The sequence below is a fragment of the Rossellomorea aquimaris genome, assembly GCF_003315075.1.
Classification (GTDB): domain Bacteria; phylum Bacillota; class Bacilli; order Bacillales; family Bacillaceae_B; genus Rossellomorea; species Rossellomorea aquimaris_C.
The window spans coordinates 45,294-62,146 of record NZ_QNRJ01000006.1; the positions used below are offsets into that span (position 1 = coordinate 45,294).

The window sequence follows — 16,853 nt, forward strand, 5'->3', positions numbered from 1 at the left end:
TTTTTATTCGGGGATGAACTCCATCAGCCAGGAATCATGGTATTTCCCTTCATGAAGTTCATGCTCCCTGAGTATTCTTGCTTTGCTATATCCACATTTCTCATAGCATCGTATTGCTCTCGTGTTCCATGTCATAGGATCCATCACCAGCCGGTGAACGCCCTTCCTTTCTAGGAGATAATCCATCGTAGCTCGAATGAGCAGCGTGCCCACCCCTTGATTCCAATAAGCCACCTCTCCAATGAATTGATCCGTACCGAAGATCACTTCATCATAATTGGTGTACCCGTACCGATTCATTGTTTCTTCATCGAGCTGATAATATTGCAAATAGCCGATTTCGTTTCCTTCATGCTCTACAAGGCAGCTAACGACACCTCTCTGAGCTAGAAATTTCTCCTCCACCATCTGGAGGGTGAATGGCCGGTCCCTTCCTTCATAAAATTCCAGCACCTTGGGATCCGATAACCATCTCGACAACGTGTACTTATCCCTCTCCTCTAACGGACGAATATGTAATGATCCATTCCTATAATCCATGCAAACACCTCCCTGCATCTATCTATTACTATATACATTCAGCACACTCGAGAAAAAATCCTTCTTTCATGAGAGGGACGGACCTCCTTGGATATACGACAAGTTTGTGAACTACTTCACAATTATGTATTTTATGTTGAATTCATGAGTAGAATATCTTTGTGTTTCATGTTATTATTAGATTGTGAATTAATTCACAATACATTCACTAATACTCTTACAACTCCATTACTTTCTTTAAAAACTGAACATGGTTTTGAATCATGCAAACAAAAAACTCGTGGATAGGTGATGACGTATGACAATCAAATGCACAAACAAAGTAGCTTTAATCGGTACAGGGTTTGTAGGCTCAAGTTATGCCTTTGCTCTTCTCAATCAAGGAATCGCACATGAACTTGTAATGATTGATTTGAATAAGGAGAAAGCGGATGGAGATGCACGTGATTTAAATCATGGCCTTGCTTTCGCTTCCCCTATGAAAATATCTGCAGGGGATTACAGTGACTGCAAGGATGCTGACTTGGTCGTGATTACGGCAGGAGCGAATCAGCAGCCCGGTGAAACCCGTCTGGACCTGGTGGAAAAGAATGTGAAAATCTTTAAAAACATTGTAGACTCCGTCATGAATAGTGGATTCAACGGCATTTTCCTTGTGGCGACGAACCCTGTCGACATCTTGACGTATGCAACGTGGAAGTTTTCCGGTCTGCCTAAAGAGAGAGTCATCGGATCTGGAACAATTCTAGATACAGCCAGACTTCGTTACTTAGTCGGAGAGCATTTTGATATTGATACACGTAATATCCACGCCTATATTATGGGAGAACACGGCGATACGGAGTTTCCCGTTTGGAGCCACACGACTGTAGGAGCGAGTCATTTAAGTGAGTTGATTGATCTCCACCAGGATGATGTGCAGAAACAACTCGACGACATATTCGTCAATGTAAGAGATGCAGCCTATCACATCATTGAACGAAAAGGCGCAACCTATTACGGCATTGCCATGGGTCTTGCCAGGATTACCAAAGCGATCTTTAACAATGAAAATAGCATTTTAACCGTTTCTGCCCTCCTTGAAGGAGAATATGATCAGGAAGACATATACATCGGTGTTCCTGCCATTATTAATGGCGAGGGCATCAGAAAAGTCGTCGAGCTCCCGTTAAATGATAAAGAAAGAACTCAGTTCGCCCACTCTGCAGAAACGCTAAAAAATGTGATGAAAAAAGCGATGGATACTTGATTTACGCCCTTCGTTAATAGTAATAGACACGCACGCCCACCCAACCTCCTCATAAGATAAAGAGAATTCTTTATGAGGAGGTTCTTCTATGTACGATCACAGACAACTATTCCCTGGTTTTCCCGGGGGAGGCAGCGGGTTCCCCGGCTTTCCTGGTGGAGGTCAAGGATCGGGCGGCGGTTTTCCAGGCTTTCCAGGTGGAGGACAAGGCGCACCAAGCTCACCACCACCTACAGGCGGGCAAGGCGGACAAAATCAACCACCACCCGGACCACCACCGAACTTCCAACCGCAAAAAACGGTGATGCAAGGAACACCAGGTGGACCAAGTGTCTTTGCAGTAGACCCAGGTGCCATCAGAAGATGTTTATTCCGTTACACATATATTTGGTTAAGAAGAGATGCTTTCTGGTTTTATCCTGTCTTTGTCGGGCGCCGTTCCATTGCCGGGTGGAGATGGATCGGATTCACATGGGTATACTTCGGCATCGATTTAGATAAAATTGAATCCTTTACGTGCGTGTAGGTTTGCTCATGTATTCATATCCTTACTATAGAACCGGCAACACCAATGGGACGATTACTGTGACTGGTGAGCATACACTCTATGTGGATCCCGATCAAGCCATCGTCTCTATCGGTGTTGTCACTAAAGATGAAGAACTTGAAGCGGCACAAAACGAGAACCAGCAACAGTCCAGTCAAGTCGTACAATCATTATTAAATAACGGTGTGTCACAAAAGGATATCCAAACCTCCACCTATCAAGTATTCCCGCAGTACAACTATGAGGACGGGAAGCAAATTTTCACAGGATATGAGGTCCGCCAAGTATTTCGCGTTACTATTAAAGATATTGAAAAAGTGGGGACGATTATAGATGATGCCATAAAGAGCGGAGCGAATCGGGTAGAAAACATTCAATTTGTCCATTCAAACCCCATAGAATCCTATCAGTTAGCCCTTACTTCCGCATATCAGAAGGCATACCAAAAAGCACTCACTTTATCGAGCCAATCGGGGCAGCAGCTAAGTCCCCAGCCAAAATCCATCACAGAGCAATCAAGCCCAATGGTCACCCCCTTTGTAACAACTGGATTTGTGAAAGCCGCTGAAGAAAGTACAGCCGTCCAACCAGGACAAATCAGCGTCACAGCCATCCTGACAGTCGAATACCAAACCCGATAAACAACAAACTGCCAAAGTATATCGATACCTTGGCAGTTTGAATAACGTTGAGAGGGACGGACCTCCTGGATTGGTTGAAATTTTGTTAGATTGAAAAATTTTCAGTTTATAAGTGTGTACTTTGGCAGATTCAGAGTTCTTTAACGACTTGAGGTCAATGCCTTCCACTCTACTCGCCCAAGGACTTCGATTTACGGCTGCATGCTTCCATGGCCGTTAAAACGGCTCCTTTAAAATTATTCTTCTCCAGAGCTGATACCGCTTCAATCGTTGCTCCTCCCGGTGAGCAAACGGCATCCTTCAGTTCTCCTGGATGAGTGCCCGTTTCGAGGACCATTTTGGCTGCTCCAAGTACAGCCTGCGATGCGAGCTGATAGGCCTGCTTGCGGGGAATGCCTTGCAGAACCGCTCCATCAGCCAGCGCTTCTATGAACATAAACACATACGCGGGAGAAGATCCGCTCACTGCCGGAATGGAATCCATCAGGCTTTCCTCTACCATTTCAGCCTTTCCGAAGCTTCCTAAAATGGCTTGTACATGAGCAAGATCTTCTTCCGTTACTTCATTATTCACACAATAGGCTGTCATACCCTCTCCTACAAGAGACGGGGTATTAGGCATGGTCCGGACGATTTTCATTGATTCAGAAAGCTGACTCTCCATCCATTCAAGCGTAATGCCTGCAGCGATGGTAATGATGATCGCATCCTCTTTCAGGGAACCCTTTATCGATTCGATGATGCTCCGATAGTGGTCAGGTTTCACTGATAAAAACACAATATCCGAAAAAGCTGCTACACTTATATTATCACTGGTAACCCCCACTCCAAATTGCCCTGCTACCTTATCCAGCGTATCCTGGGTTCTGGCACTGGCTTTAACCGCATGTTTATCCACTAGCCCAGACCTCAGTATGCCCCCCATGATCGCTTGTGCCATATTTCCGCATCCTATAAATCCAATGGTTTTATCCATTTCTTCACCTCATCAGTTTGTATGTAAATAGTCTTTAGCATCATACCAAATTTATCTCCACATATAAAACAAACGCCATTAAAAAAGGCTCAAAGGAGAAATCCTTCAAACCTTTCATCATTCCACCAGCTTCCCGCAGTGGGGACAAAGGGATTTTTGATAATCCTTTGGAATCCTCCTGTGACAATGAATGCATGTCTTCACATACACAGGCTTATCAAATAAATCCCCAGACATCCCATACCCACTCTTAAAAGTCGTCCTCATAAGACGGACTAATAATCCGATGATCACACCTGTAATAAGTAGTGCCCAAATCATTTTGCTCTCGCTTTTTCAATGATTTCACCATAGTCCAGATCGACGATTGGCTCATCATGGAGCAATCTGTCCCTGATTTGAGAAAGAAGCGACTCCTCGACATCCGATAAATTCTCAAGATCCCATTTTTTATGAAAGACAGAATACAGTGTTAAATCCCTGAGCAGCAGGAAATGGGGGATCCGGTCCACCCACTCTTCTTCTATATCACACTCAGTCAGATATCCTTTTAAAAATGAAACGAGAAACTTTGCGCCAAATTGGCTGCGGGTATCTAGATTCTCATTACGAAGCTTCCACCACACAGAATAGTATAGAGGAATGGCAACGTCACTTATAAAAAAGAACTGTGTACTATCGTCAAAGTCAAACACATGAAGATCACCCTCATGGTAAAAAAAGTTCCCTGGATGGATGTCTGAGTGAATCAGCCCAAAAGTATCTTTCGTTTCCACAAAGCTTCTTATCATCTCTTTGTTTTTATGACCTTTTTCAATGATGGACCCGTCTTGTACCGATAAATATTTCTTGAAATCCAGCACATCGTCCTGATCCCATCGAAGACGGTGGATGCCAGCCTGCCCGTATCCCTTTGTTACCCGGTGCATATGTCCTGTCATTTTCCCCCATTTATAAAATAGTTCTTCATCGAATAACGGATCATTCACTTTCAAAGGACTGCCTGGAGCTTTATCAAACAAACACACATAAAAATACGTGTCCCCTGCTTTGATGACTTCTACGAGCTTTCCTTTATCAGAATGATTGACTAATGATACATTCACACCGTGTTTATGTAAGTAGTTCACCCATTTCAGCTCAGCTTCCACTTCACTTTCCGTTCGATGAGAACTGTGAGTGAGGCGGAGGATATAGGGGGTGCCTCCCTTATGCACCTCATACACATAGTTTTCAAAGTCTCCGAGCTTCTTCGCATGAGCAGTATTACAGCCATATCGTGAGGCGGCTTCCGCAAATAGCCCCTCTGTAAAAAGTTCTTCGATCCATTTTTCCATAATACCTTCTCCTACTCTACTAAAGTATTGGTTTCTTTTCTCAGGAGAGCCACTCGATATGGAAACAGTTCTGCTGTCATAATCCCTTCTTTAACGGTAGGGTCTTCCTTCATGAACGCTCTGGCCTTTTCCCCATCCTCCGCTTCAAAAATAACGATTCCAAACGCATTTTCTTCTTCATTCAATGTTCTGCCGGCAAGGATTACCACTCCATCGTCCGTAAGCTCCTTTAGTCTCTCAAAATGACGTTGAACAATTCCCTCATCCCCGGTTGTCCAATTTTCTTCCTTATGTAAGCGCGGAATCAGCTTTAATACATAGATAAATTCCATTGTGAATCAACCTCCTTCTCCCCTATATATACGACCCCTCTTACCAAATTTCCTTTATACGCAAAAAAGCTGTTCAATATACTCAACAGCCTTCTGAGTTAATATTAAAATGAGCGATTCAATCTGCGCTCTACTCAACCATTGACGCAATCCTTCTGCTTTCAAGGGGAAACCTCAATTAAAGAATGGGGGATACGAGTGAATATCAGGTGTTTTCACGACATGAATTTCCTTTCTGACATTGATGGAAGCATAGAACACTTCATCGATTGCCGTGAATCCCTCTTTTGCCATTTCATCCCGAACCCATTTTTCCTCCAAGTTTAATTTATCTAAAACGCCCGTATGCAGCACGCCATCTACAATAAGAGGAAATGCAAGACTCGTCCGCTTCATCACTCCCGCATCCTCCACTGTAACCGTTTGTTTCGGGGGGATCTTATGAATCGATAAACTCCCATTCGATTCAATGATTCCAATTTCCACATCTTGCAATGAGAATACTTCTTTCTCCCGAAGAAGCATCAGGATATTATCAATCGTATAACCGGTTTTCTTTAAGTCTTCTTTTAGAACCTGACCGTTTTCAATGACCACGGTAGGTTCAAATGAAAGCAGTTTCCCTATTTTTCGTGAAGAGATTTTCATTTTGGTCAAGATTTTTTGTAATATGCCGATCAGAATCATTGCGACGATGGTATGGATATGTTTGATGTCAGGATCGGCAATATCCGCTCCTACTACAGAACCAAACACGAGGACCACTAAAAAATCAAATACCGGCAACTCCCCAATAGAACGTTTTCCCATGTACAATGTGACAAAAATCATAAATGGAAGTATCGTAAAGATTCTTATCGCTACAATACCTAAGTCTTTAAAATCAACCATGAGCTATTCAAATCCTTTTTCAGTCTGATAGAGGTAGTTTCCCCTATCACAGAACAAACATGAAGGTTGTTTGCATATAAATAAAACGCTCTTTTCGTAAAGATTGTTGTTTTTAACATAAGTTCTGCAAGGCTCTGTCAATTAGTGTGTGCTGGATGGTGAGGGGAACTGCTTCGCTTGCAGCTAGCGTTCGGCCGAGCCTCCTCAGCTTAGCCGAACGGGGTCTCGGCACGCCCGTACTTCCGCAGGAGTCTGCGCAGTTCTCCTCACCATCTTTAATAGGATCTTTATGACAGAGCTTCAAGGTGTGCAAGAAAACAAAGTAACGAGAAAACATAACCCTTCTTCCTTAAAATGAAATTCCACTCTATTGACCTTAAATGAGATTGCTTGCTAAAATTCTTGTTATTATTGATTTCCATTAAGGATACATGCTCAGAAAGTTGATTGGAGCGGAAGGATGCTCGACTCCTGCGGGAATAGCTGGACAGGTGAGACCCCGGAGGCGAAGCCGAGGAGGCTCACCGCCAGCCCCGCGGAAAGCGAGCATCCTGGAGCGGAAATCAACTATTACTTTCTCCTCTACAATAGCCACAAACTTTACGAATAGAGCCTAATAAAAAAGGCAGATTTCCAAATGGAAATCTGCCTTTTCACTGTTTAATTATCCAATAAATAAGAAGAATACGTTCCGATCATTTTCACTTTGCATCCGAGGGCTTCCATTTCGCTGATCGCTCCCGGCAGTAGTACATCATCCATTTCGTGAGCTACATCTATCAAGAAGAAATAATCCCCTAACCCTGTTTTCAACGGTCTGGATTCAATTTTACTTAAGTTCAATTGTCTCCAGGCAAAGGTTGATAATACCTGGTGGAGCGCTCCGGATCGATCTTTCGGGAGAGTCACCATCAAGGTCGTCTTCTCCATCGTTTTTTCCTGGGGAAGCGACAAGGAATCGGCCGTCTTATGTAAAACGATGAACCTTGTATGATTATAGGCAAAATCATGAATGTTTTCATGCAGGATCATTAACCCGTATCTTTCAGCTGCCAACTCGTTTCCGATCGCCCCTAGAAACGCATCAGGGTTCTCACTCACGAATTTAGCTGCGGCTGCGGTGCTGGTCGTTTGTTCTAAAGAAACGCCCCGAAACTGCTTATGTAAAAACTTATGGCACTGTGCCAATGCGTGGGAATGGGAAAGAATCTTTCGAATCGGTTCTTCACTATCGGTCCATTCCGGATGTATCATTAAATGCTGCTGAATCGCGGACGTCAATTCTGCTGTAATCGCTAAATCCGCTTCATGAAACAAATAATCGACTGTAATATGTACCGAGCCTTCCAAGGCATTTTCCAAAGGAACAACGGCATAATCGACCTCATTTTCTATCACCGCTTCAATGCAATCAGGAATCGTTACATATGGCACCGTTTCTTGTTCTGGAAATGCCTTCTTGACAGCTAAATCTGTAAAGGAAGCCTGGGGTCCTAAATAAGCAATTTTCACTCTGATCTCCCTCTCACACTCACCAAATTTATTGAACATTCTAACACGTCCAGCATCAAAGAGGAAGAGTTTTTAAGCAAAAAAAAGAAGCATCAGGCACCTGAACCCAACACTTCTACTTTTTCTACAAATTCTAATCGTCTCAGCTTTGAAAGTAAGTCTTCCAATCCTATCGTAAGGTCTGTCACATTCAGTGATAGCGTGACATTCGCTCTTCCTTGCAAAGGGATTGTCTGATGTATCGTTAAAATATTGCAACCATGGTTGGCTGTTTCACTGAGTAAATGAGACAACGTTCCTGAACGATCTTCCAGATGGAAGAATAGCGTGATGATTCTCTCCTTCACCACGGTGTGAAACGGAAACACAGTATCACGATATTTATAAAAGGCACTCCGGCTTAAATCAACCCGATGCACCGCTTCCCATACTGAGTCGGCCTTGCCTCTTTCAATCAATTCTTTCGCATCCAGGGTTTTCTTCATCGCTTCGGGCAGCACATCTTCACGTACTAAATAAAACTTGCCCTCTTGAAATTTTTTCCCCAATGACTATTCCTCCAATTGTCTTGCTCGAGTGGCCAGGGGCAAAGATCAAGCCCCTAAGAAAACCTCTCAGCTTACTATTGTAGAGCATCGTCCGCTTATAAAAGCCGACAATGCTATCTGTCTGAAATAGATGAAGGATGAAACTTAATCTACAAACTCGAATTCATATTTTATTAAACGGATCGTATCGCCATTTTTGGCACCACGTTCACGAAGCGCATCATCTACACCATACGAACGAAGCTGTCTGGCGAAACGTCTCGCCGAATCTTCACGTGAGAAGTCAGTCATCTTGAATAGTCTCTCGATTTTCGCACCGCCAACAACGAATGTTCCATCTGGATCACGTGTGATTTCGAATTCTTTTTCTTCTTCTTCATGCTTATAAAGTACACGGTGAAATCCGGTTTCTTCTTCTTCATGAATAGGGAACTCAGACGTTGTTTCCACTTTATCTGCTACAGCATATAGAAGTTCACTTAACCCCTGCTGAGTGACCGCTGAGATCGGGAAGATAGGATAATCTTCCTCAATTTTTTCTTTGAAGATCTTCAGGTTCTCTTCTGCATCAGGCATGTCCATTTTATTGGCAACGATGATTTGAGGTCTTTCTGTTAAACGAAGATTGTATTGCTTAAGCTCTTCATTAATTGTCAGATAGTCCTCGTACGGGTCTCTGCCTTCAATTCCACTCATATCGATCACATGAACAATAACACGTGTACGTTCAATGTGACGAAGGAATTGATGACCGAGTCCAACGCCTTCATGTGCTCCCTGGATTAATCCAGGTAAGTCAGCCATAACAAAACTTCTACCATCTCCCGTTTCCACCATTCCTAAATTAGGAACAATCGTTGTGAAATGGTATGCAGCAATCTTTGGCTTCGCTGCTGAAACAACTGAAAGCAATGTGGATTTCCCAACGCTTGGGAATCCTACCAAGCCAACATCAGCCAGTAGCTTTAATTCCATTACGATATAGCGTTCTTGTCCCGGCTCCCCTTTTTCAGAAAGCTCAGGAGCAGGGTTGGCAGGCGTTGCGAATCGGGAATTCCCTCGTCCACCGCGGCCACCTTTCGTAATCACTGCACGCTGGCCGTGCTGCACAAGGTCGGCAATCGTTTCACCTGTATCATCGTCCTTCACTACTGTTCCAGGTGGGACCTTTACAACCATATCTTCCGCATTGCGTCCGTGCTGATTCTTACTCATCCCGTGCTCTCCACGAGGTGCTTTGAAATGACGTTGATAGCGGAAATCCATTAAGGTTCTTAGCCCTTCTTCCACTTCGAAAATAACGTCTGCACCGTGACCGCCATCTCCTCCGGCGGGACCACCTTTAGGTACATATTTCTCACGACGGAAGGCAACCATACCGTTTCCGCCGTCACCGCCCTTTGTATAAACCTTGACCTGATCTATAAACATACTTTCACTCCTAACTTATCCGTGAAATCGCCTTATCTGGCGACTACATGAATGACAAGAACCTCTTCTTGAAGTTGTTCTATTTCTATATTTTCTCCGTTTGCTCGTTGATTCTTTATCCAGTCTTCCACCATGCTTGTACTCTTTAGTATGCCTGTGAAATCAAATATAAAACGGGATTGTTCTTTTGTAATGTCCAGTAAGATGGATAATTGATTTTCTACATTGTTCATTACATTTGATTCAAGGAATTGTAGAAACTCCTTGCACCAGTTGTAAAGCCTTCGATCTTCAAGCCCGTGTGATGACTCCGTTTGAAGGACTTCAAAATCCAGCTTAATCAAATGTCTTGACCAATTATAGGTTAATATCCATTCTGCCAATAATGGAAGCTTTAAATTTGATAGCTTCGACTCATTTTGTGCAACAAGAACCATTTCCTCGATCACTTGCTTCGCCCGCTCCACGCGATCAAGATCCAGGTTGCCTTTTATTAATTGCAAATCATTCATCCAGTCGTGGCGAGCATGCCTTAACGCCTCGACTACACCCCAATTTTCGCTCATAATCTAACTCCTATACTTTAAGTGCTACCTGTAAGTATATCAAAGATGAGACTCTCGCGTATATTGTTTCTGTAAAATTGGTGGGTGAATGAAAATCAAACCCGAGCCATCACCCATATCCCTGATAAAAATAAAACTCTAACCGAAAGTCGGTTAGAGTTTTCGTTAAAGATATGCGATTAAGCTTCATTCGCAACTGGGTATACGCTCACTTTTTTCTTGTCACGACCCATGCGTTCGAAACGAACAACACCGTCGGTTTTAGCGAAAAGTGTATCGTCGCCGCCACGGCCGACGTTTAGGCCTGGATAAATTTTCGTACCGCGTTGACGGTAAAGAATTGATCCACCAGAAACCATTTGACCGTCTGCACGCTTAGCACCAAGGCGCTTTGAGATAGAGTCACGACCATTCTTAGTCGAACCTACTCCTTTTTTGGACGCAAAAAACTGAAGGTCTAATCTTAACATCTGTTCCACCTCCTACTTTTTGAAGGTTATTTTAATAAAATCACTATAGTCTCTTTCAATCGTCTGGAGGCTGATAAGCATGCTATCCAGTAGCAGCTGTATCTTGCTCTCCGTTTCTTCCGGAAGATCATCAGGGATGACGCAGCGAAGATATCCACCATCAGAGGATTGCTCGATGGACGGTTCTACACCGGTTAACGCCATAATGGCATTAATACTGCCGAATGAAACAGCAGAAGCACCTGCACAAACAATGTCTTGCCCATTTTCGGCAAAATCAGCATGTCCATCCATAGAGAAAGAACGGATTCTTTTCCCCGATGAACGCTCTACGTAAACGTTAATCATAATCTCACGCCTTACGCGTTGATTTCGTCAATGACAACTTTAGTGTAAGGTTGACGGTGACCTTGCTTACGACGGTAGTTCTTTTTCGCTTTGTATTTGAATACTACAAGCTTTTTCGCGCGGCCTTGCTTTTCAACTTTCGCTGTTACAGTAGCTCCATCCACTAACGGACTTCCTACTTTCACATCGTCGCCACCAACGAATAGAACTTTGTCAAAAGTTACCGTATCGCCTTGTTCTCCGTTAAGCTTTTCGATGTAGATTGCTTGACCAGCTTCTACACGGATTTGCTTACCACCTGTTTCGATAATTGCGTACATAATCGCACCTCCTTATAAACTCAGACTCGCCAATGACAGGTGTTGGATTGCTCCACACTTTAGTACCTGTAATGAGCGGTTGTAGCACGGGTGCTACAATCAATAACATTAGAATCCTATCATAAAAATCGATGTACTGTCAATAACAATCAAGAAAATCATAGTAACTTTGTTACATGATAATAAGGATGTCCATGAGTGATTTCTTTGATTTTGATTTCTTTACTCAACGCTTTTTCCAATCTTTGAAGGTGAACGTTCTGATGCCCGGAAAAAACGGTTGCGACTTCCCGGGTCGCTTCCACTTCAATGAGGGATCCATCCATTGACTGCATTTCCCACAGCTCCCGTTCAAGCTGGAATGCAAGCGTCTCAGGCGTCATTTCTCTCCCTGTACCATGACATACCGAGCAAGGGCGAGTCAAGTAGGCAGACAGGGGCTGACGGGTTCTCTTTCGCGTCAATTCAAGAATGCCAAGGGATGTAAAGCCTACGATCGTCGTGCGCTGCTTATCCGATACGAACGCATCTGAAAGCGCATCCATCACTTCCTGTTTGTGGCTTTCCTTTTTCATATCGATAAAATCGATGAGAATCATGCCACTCAAATTCCGAAGTGTGAGTTGCTTCGCCATTTCTCTCGCCGCCAGTTTATTGGTTTGTAAAATGGTCTGTTCCAAATCGTCTTTACCCGTAAACTTCCCTGAATTCACATCCACAACGGTCATGGCTTCTGTTGACTCAATGATGATAAATGCCCCATTATCGAGCCATACCACTTTTTTCAACACGTTCTCCCATACAGAGGCAACGTGATAATGAAGAAGAATATTTTCCTGGCCTTGATAGAGTTCGAAGGTCCACTTATCTTTTATCCCGGCTCCGCTCACTTCTTCTAAATGAAGAAGACTATCATAGTCATCGACTACAATCTTCCCCCCGCTCCCCTTCTTCAGTTGTTCATGGATATCCTCATAGAAAGTATCCTGCCGGGATAGAAGGGAAGGACATTTAGCTCTCAGGGACACCCTTTCCAGGCTTTCATATCTTGAACGTAATGAGTGCAGCTCCTCTTGCAGCATTCCTTCTCTCACTTCCACGGCATTGGTGCGCATCACAATGCCTTCTTCCGGCTCTTTCCACTCATTCCCTAAGCGCCTTAGAACCTTCCTGTTTTCATCATCCACTTTTTTAGAAACCGCCACATAGTACCCTTGTGGCATGTACACAAGATGTTCCCCTTTAAGCTCGATCACGGCCGTCAGCCTTGCCCCCTTCGAACCCATCTCATCCTTCATGACCTGCACGATGATTTTTTGCCCTTCATGCACGCACTTCCCAATGGGATGAGGATCGTTCCCGGCATGATATGCCTCCACGTTCTGCGGAAAGTCCTTTTCATGAAGATAGCCATTTTTCCCACCGCCAAAATCTACAAATGCCGCACCCAGCCCTTTTTGGACCTTGACGACTCTTCCAAGATAAATATTGCCTGTTAAGCTTTCCTCTCCCGGCTGATATGTATATAATCCAATGATTTCATGGTCTGATCGGTATACCCACCGCTTTTCCCTGCTCTTACTGTGTACAATGATTTCTTCCACTCCGAAAACCCCTTTTCCACGAAAAAAGTCATAAGAAAAAAGGGTTGATCCCAACCCTTTAACCAGTATGTCCTTACTTTATACAGTTCGTCTTCATTCGTCAATAAAGGTAAAGGAGATCCTTCGTTTTGGCAGAGGTCATCTTTTCGGCAAAAAAAGCGTGGAGGAGCTCATTTTCATCCAGCTTCCCTACTTCAATTCCTTTTTCAAAGACAACGAGGGGATGCTTTACCCCCCGCTGAAACTTCTCCACTACTGTAATGATGGAATCTTCGCTTTCAATGGGAAGGGGCCGCAGCTCCACAAATTGATGACTCTTCCCGTAATACCGCTCTAACAAAAACTTCATAAACGCATACCGCCTCTGTTTCCAGTCCACCCATAATGAAAAGTACAGGAACGAAAGAACGATCCACAGATTCAGATGAAGGGGAGCGATGATAAGTACAACCAGGTGGAACAGCAATAATAAACCAAAAGAAAAGAGAAGTGTGTATTCATACGCTCTCAAATAATTAAGCTTCGTGGCTAAAAGTAACGAAATCATCTTCCCGCCATCCAATGGCCAAATGGGAAGAAGATTAAACAGCAGCACCATCATATTCAACTGAAAAAAAAGCGAAAATGAGTCCGGGCTGATCACGCCGGTCTCCATGAGCCCCCAACCTGAAGCTATGAGCCATATGTGCTGCAAGGGCCCCGCAGCCACCACCCAGAACTCCTCCCGTAAAGAACGGTTTCCATGCTCATCCATCTCCGCAACCCCACCAAACGGCAACAGGGCGATTTTCTTGACTCTCCAGGAAAAAGAATGGGCCATCAGTCCATGTCCCAACTCATGGATCGTAATGATGAAGAGAAGCAGTATCAGTTCAAAAAAATGAGCTGTCATTATCGCAATGGCTATGACGAGCCAAAGCAAAGGGTGCACCTGAAATTTTTTCAAAAGTGAAATGATATTAGTCAAATGACATCACCTGTATCGGGTCGATAAATGTATCACCCATTTTAATCGCGAAATAAAACTCTCCTGTCACATCGTTCTGGCTGCTGGTGGAAACCTTGCCTACAAGAGATCCCTTCTCAATCGATTCATACTGTTTCACATCAATCGATTCGAGGTGACCATACCAGGATTCTGATTTGTCTGCATGTTGAATGATGACTGTGTTCCCAAGCTCCTCTTTCTTACCTGCAAATATAATCAAGCCCCCTTTCATCGCCGCTACATCTTCCCCTAAGCCTGTTTCAAGCATGATGCCTTGTCCATTGGTTTTGAAATTTTCAACGACCTTCCCCGACGCAGGTGCGGCATATTCCGCACTTTGCGCAGTGGTTGATTCTTTCTTGGTATTACTTGTCGGTAATAACGCTAATGGCTTTCCGAATTGGTCCTCATACCACGTGGAAATCGCGGCAAACTGGAATTCTGTATCCATGGTTCTCGTGACGACCGATTTCGCTTCATTGAAGACGGGTGAGGGACTCTTAAACATAATCGCCGTCACTAATACCATGATTCCCGCTCCAAGTATCTTAAGCATAAAGGTTTCCTTTTTAAATAACGGATGCACCCCTTCTGGTGGCGGTCCCCCTTCAAAGCTTGTCTGGCGTTCCATTCCATAGCGCTCCTCGTCCGACGGGAGAAGAAATGAAGAGTTCTGGCCTGGATTCGTTTTCTTTCGTTTCGCTATCCGCTTGCGTATTTCATCCGCACGATTCCCCATGTACACCATTCCTTTATATAAGGTATTGTTTCATAAACGTCTTTGCACCACCCTGTTCAAGGGTGATTCTATACTAAATGGTTCTGTTCATGATGAGGGACAGGGGGTGTTAGATCCATATAAAAAAGAGAGCCATTTGAATACACATGATTTGCTACAATGTATGACTTGTCCAGAAAGAATATTCATGGAGACAATAAAAAAGTCCCGGCAAAACGCTCGATGCGCTTTACCGGGACTGAGTTGATTCTTATGCTTTTACACCGAATAATTTTTTAATTCTTGAAAAGACGCCTGCCCGTTCTTCTTCCAAAGACTGTAACGGTACCGATTCACCCAGGATTCGTCTGGCAATATTCCGGTAGGAAATGGAGGCTTTGCTTGTTGAATCAAGAGCGATGGGCTCACCTTTATTGGAAGATTTGATGACATTATCGTCGTCGGCAACAATACCAAGAAGATCGATGGAAAGATGGGCTGTGATTTCATCCACATCCAACATTTCACCATTTTTCATCATATGATTGCGTATTCGGTTAATGACGAGTTTCGGTGGTTCAATATTTTCTTTCTCCAGCAAACCGATGATTCGATCTGCATCCCGTACAGCTGAAATTTCAGGTGTCGTGACGACAATCGCACGATCGGCACCCGCCACAGCATTCTTATACCCCTGCTCGATCCCCGCAGGACAATCAATAATGATATAATCATAGTCTTGCTTTAAATCTACTACTAGCTTCTTCATTTGCTCGGGGTTAACAGCGGATTTATCACTTGTTTGTGCAGCTGGCAGTAAAAATAGTTTATCCTCGAAACGCTTATCTTTTACCAGAGCTTGGTGTACTTTACAGCGGCCCTCTACAACGTCTACTAAGTCATAAATGATTCTGTTTTCGAGTCCCATCACCACATCCAGGTTTCTGAGACCGATATCTGTATCAATTAAACAAACCTTTTTGCCTTGTAGAGCTAATGCTGTACCAACATTGGCAGAAGTAGTCGTCTTTCCCACTCCACCTTTACCTGAAGTAACAACTATGGCTTCACCCACATTAGCTTCCTCCTTTAAAACTAGTAATATTTGGTCTAAGATGCTTTAAAACTTGTAATCGATCTACCACAATTTGTCCCTGATCATCGACATAGGCACATTCCATTTCGTGCTCATCGTCTTCTTCCACCCGATCAGGTGCCCGGTTCAGGGAATCCCCTATCCGGAGCTGGGACGGAACCATTTGGGATGCCACGATGACTGCCTCCAGGTTTCCGTTGTGACCGGCATGGGCAATTCCTTTTAACGAACCCAATATGTAAATATTCCCTCCAGCCAGCACTTTTCCGCCGGGATTGACATCGCCGACGATAAGGATGTCTCCTGATACTTCCACGACTTGTCCCGACCGGATCACGCCGGTTAGAGTTTCTATATTCCGTTCATCTATGAGTTTCTCTGCTTCATTCTTTGTAATCACATTACTCCATACTTCATTCACTACTAAATTACGTTTTTGTCTTACGATCTCTTTCAACTCTTCCACTTGATCATCCGTCAGGTAGCGATTTCGTGTTTGAATATTGACCGTGAGCAGGGGAGTCCCTTCTGTTTCCCGGTATTGTGCAGACAGCTTATCGTCCAATTCCTTCTTTAACTCATGAAAGGAGCATTGATCATTGAGATGAAGAGTCAGTCCTTCTTTTGTTCCTTTTATCATCACATTTGGCTTTTTATTCATGGCGCAATTTTTCACCTCAGTCGTCTATTAAATTCGACATAAGCAGTGCCATTTCCTCTTTTTATGAAAAAATTACTA

At 43.7% G+C, this 16,853-nt stretch carries 20 protein-coding genes and 1 other annotated feature; of the genes, 3 read left to right on the forward strand and 17 right to left on the reverse strand.

Features of this window, described 5'->3' with window-relative positions:
- Window positions 1-3 precede the first annotated feature (3 nt).
- Entirely contained in the window at window positions 4-540 is a 537-nt protein-coding gene (locus tag DET59_RS09675) for a GNAT family N-acetyltransferase (RefSeq protein ID WP_113969477.1), read from the reverse strand.
- Between the two features lie 298 nt (window positions 541-838).
- On the opposite strand from DET59_RS09675, the gene DET59_RS09680 reads away from it, so the two are divergent.
- The 3 genes from DET59_RS09680 to DET59_RS09690 all read left to right on the forward strand — a co-directional run bounded on the left by DET59_RS09680 (window position 839) and on the right by DET59_RS09690 (window position 2,977).
- Window positions 839-1,789, forward strand: a complete 951-nt coding sequence (locus DET59_RS09680) for an L-lactate dehydrogenase (protein WP_113969478.1) — start codon at window positions 839-841, stop codon at window positions 1,787-1,789.
- An 88-nt stretch (window positions 1,790-1,877) separates the two neighbouring features.
- The gene (locus DET59_RS09685; protein WP_113969479.1) at window positions 1,878-2,315 is read left to right on the forward strand and encodes a hypothetical protein; all 438 of its coding nucleotides are present in this window, start codon (window positions 1,878-1,880) and stop codon (window positions 2,313-2,315) included.
- Between the two features lie 8 nt (window positions 2,316-2,323).
- On the forward strand, window positions 2,324-2,977 hold the full coding sequence (locus DET59_RS09690; RefSeq protein WP_113969480.1) for an SIMPL domain-containing protein: 654 nt from the start codon (window positions 2,324-2,326) through the stop codon (window positions 2,975-2,977).
- Between the two features lie 169 nt (window positions 2,978-3,146).
- Here DET59_RS09690 and proC read toward each other — a convergent pair whose 3' ends face one another.
- The 16 genes from proC to minC all read right to left on the reverse strand — a co-directional run bounded on the left by proC (window position 3,147) and on the right by minC (window position 16,775).
- Window positions 3,147-3,953, reverse strand: a complete 807-nt coding sequence (proC, locus tag DET59_RS09695; protein ID WP_113969481.1) for a pyrroline-5-carboxylate reductase — start codon at window positions 3,951-3,953, stop codon at window positions 3,147-3,149.
- 317 nt (window positions 3,954-4,270) lie between these two features.
- Window positions 4,271-5,290 carry a phosphotransferase enzyme family protein gene (locus DET59_RS09700; protein ID WP_113969482.1) on the reverse strand — a complete coding sequence of 340 codons (1,020 nt, stop codon included), beginning with the start codon at window positions 5,288-5,290 and terminating at the stop codon, window positions 4,271-4,273.
- Window positions 5,291-5,301: 11 nt separating this feature from the next.
- On the reverse strand, window positions 5,302-5,622 hold the full coding sequence (locus tag DET59_RS09705) for a YciI family protein (protein ID WP_113969483.1): 321 nt from the start codon (window positions 5,620-5,622) through the stop codon (window positions 5,302-5,304).
- A 174-nt stretch (window positions 5,623-5,796) separates the two neighbouring features.
- Entirely contained in the window at window positions 5,797-6,513 is a 717-nt protein-coding gene (locus DET59_RS09710) for a DUF421 domain-containing protein (protein WP_113969484.1), read from the reverse strand.
- Window positions 6,514-7,173: 660 nt separating this feature from the next.
- The gene (pheA, locus tag DET59_RS09715; protein ID WP_113969700.1) at window positions 7,174-8,025 is read right to left on the reverse strand and encodes a prephenate dehydratase; all 852 of its coding nucleotides are present in this window, start codon (window positions 8,023-8,025) and stop codon (window positions 7,174-7,176) included.
- A gap of 92 nt (window positions 8,026-8,117) precedes the next feature.
- Window positions 8,118-8,573 carry an ACT domain-containing protein gene (locus tag DET59_RS09720; protein ID WP_113969485.1) on the reverse strand — a complete coding sequence of 152 codons (456 nt, stop codon included), beginning with the start codon at window positions 8,571-8,573 and terminating at the stop codon, window positions 8,118-8,120.
- A gap of 144 nt (window positions 8,574-8,717) precedes the next feature.
- Complete coding sequence (obgE, locus tag DET59_RS09725) at window positions 8,718-10,004, reverse strand: GTPase ObgE (RefSeq protein WP_113969486.1); 1,287 nt, start codon at window positions 10,002-10,004, stop codon at window positions 8,718-8,720.
- Window positions 10,005-10,036: 32 nt separating this feature from the next.
- Complete coding sequence (locus DET59_RS09730) at window positions 10,037-10,570, reverse strand: Spo0B C-terminal domain-containing protein (protein WP_113969487.1); 534 nt, start codon at window positions 10,568-10,570, stop codon at window positions 10,037-10,039.
- Between the two features lie 179 nt (window positions 10,571-10,749).
- Window positions 10,750-11,040 carry a 50S ribosomal protein L27 gene (rpmA, locus tag DET59_RS09735; protein WP_034757227.1) on the reverse strand — a complete coding sequence of 97 codons (291 nt, stop codon included), beginning with the start codon at window positions 11,038-11,040 and terminating at the stop codon, window positions 10,750-10,752.
- A 12-nt stretch (window positions 11,041-11,052) separates the two neighbouring features.
- Window positions 11,053-11,388 carry a ribosomal-processing cysteine protease Prp gene (locus DET59_RS09740; RefSeq protein WP_113969488.1) on the reverse strand — a complete coding sequence of 112 codons (336 nt, stop codon included), beginning with the start codon at window positions 11,386-11,388 and terminating at the stop codon, window positions 11,053-11,055.
- A gap of 11 nt (window positions 11,389-11,399) precedes the next feature.
- Window positions 11,400-11,708: a 50S ribosomal protein L21 gene (gene rplU / locus DET59_RS09745; protein ID WP_060670849.1), complete on the reverse strand. Its 309-nt coding sequence runs from the start codon at window positions 11,706-11,708 to the stop codon at window positions 11,400-11,402.
- A 12-nt stretch (window positions 11,709-11,720) separates the two neighbouring features.
- Window positions 11,721-11,799: a sequence feature (ribosomal protein L21 leader region), on the reverse strand.
- Window positions 11,800-11,866: 67 nt separating this feature from the next.
- A complete protein-coding gene (locus DET59_RS09750; RefSeq protein WP_181778111.1) occupies window positions 11,867-13,312 on the reverse strand; it encodes an Rne/Rng family ribonuclease in 1,446 nt (481 codons plus the stop codon).
- Window positions 13,313-13,412: 100 nt separating this feature from the next.
- A complete protein-coding gene (locus DET59_RS09755) occupies window positions 13,413-14,279 on the reverse strand; it encodes a M50 family metallopeptidase (protein WP_181778112.1) in 867 nt (288 codons plus the stop codon).
- Complete coding sequence (locus tag DET59_RS09760; RefSeq protein WP_113969490.1) at window positions 14,272-15,039, reverse strand: M23 family metallopeptidase; 768 nt, start codon at window positions 15,037-15,039, stop codon at window positions 14,272-14,274. The genes DET59_RS09755 and DET59_RS09760 overlap by 8 nt, the downstream gene beginning before the upstream one ends.
- A gap of 250 nt (window positions 15,040-15,289) precedes the next feature.
- Complete coding sequence (gene minD, locus DET59_RS09765) at window positions 15,290-16,093, reverse strand: septum site-determining protein MinD (protein ID WP_113969491.1); 804 nt, start codon at window positions 16,091-16,093, stop codon at window positions 15,290-15,292.
- Window position 16,094: 1 nt separating this feature from the next.
- Window positions 16,095-16,775 carry a septum site-determining protein MinC gene (gene minC, locus DET59_RS09770; protein ID WP_113969492.1) on the reverse strand — a complete coding sequence of 227 codons (681 nt, stop codon included), beginning with the start codon at window positions 16,773-16,775 and terminating at the stop codon, window positions 16,095-16,097.
- Window positions 16,776-16,853: the final 78 nt, after the last annotated feature.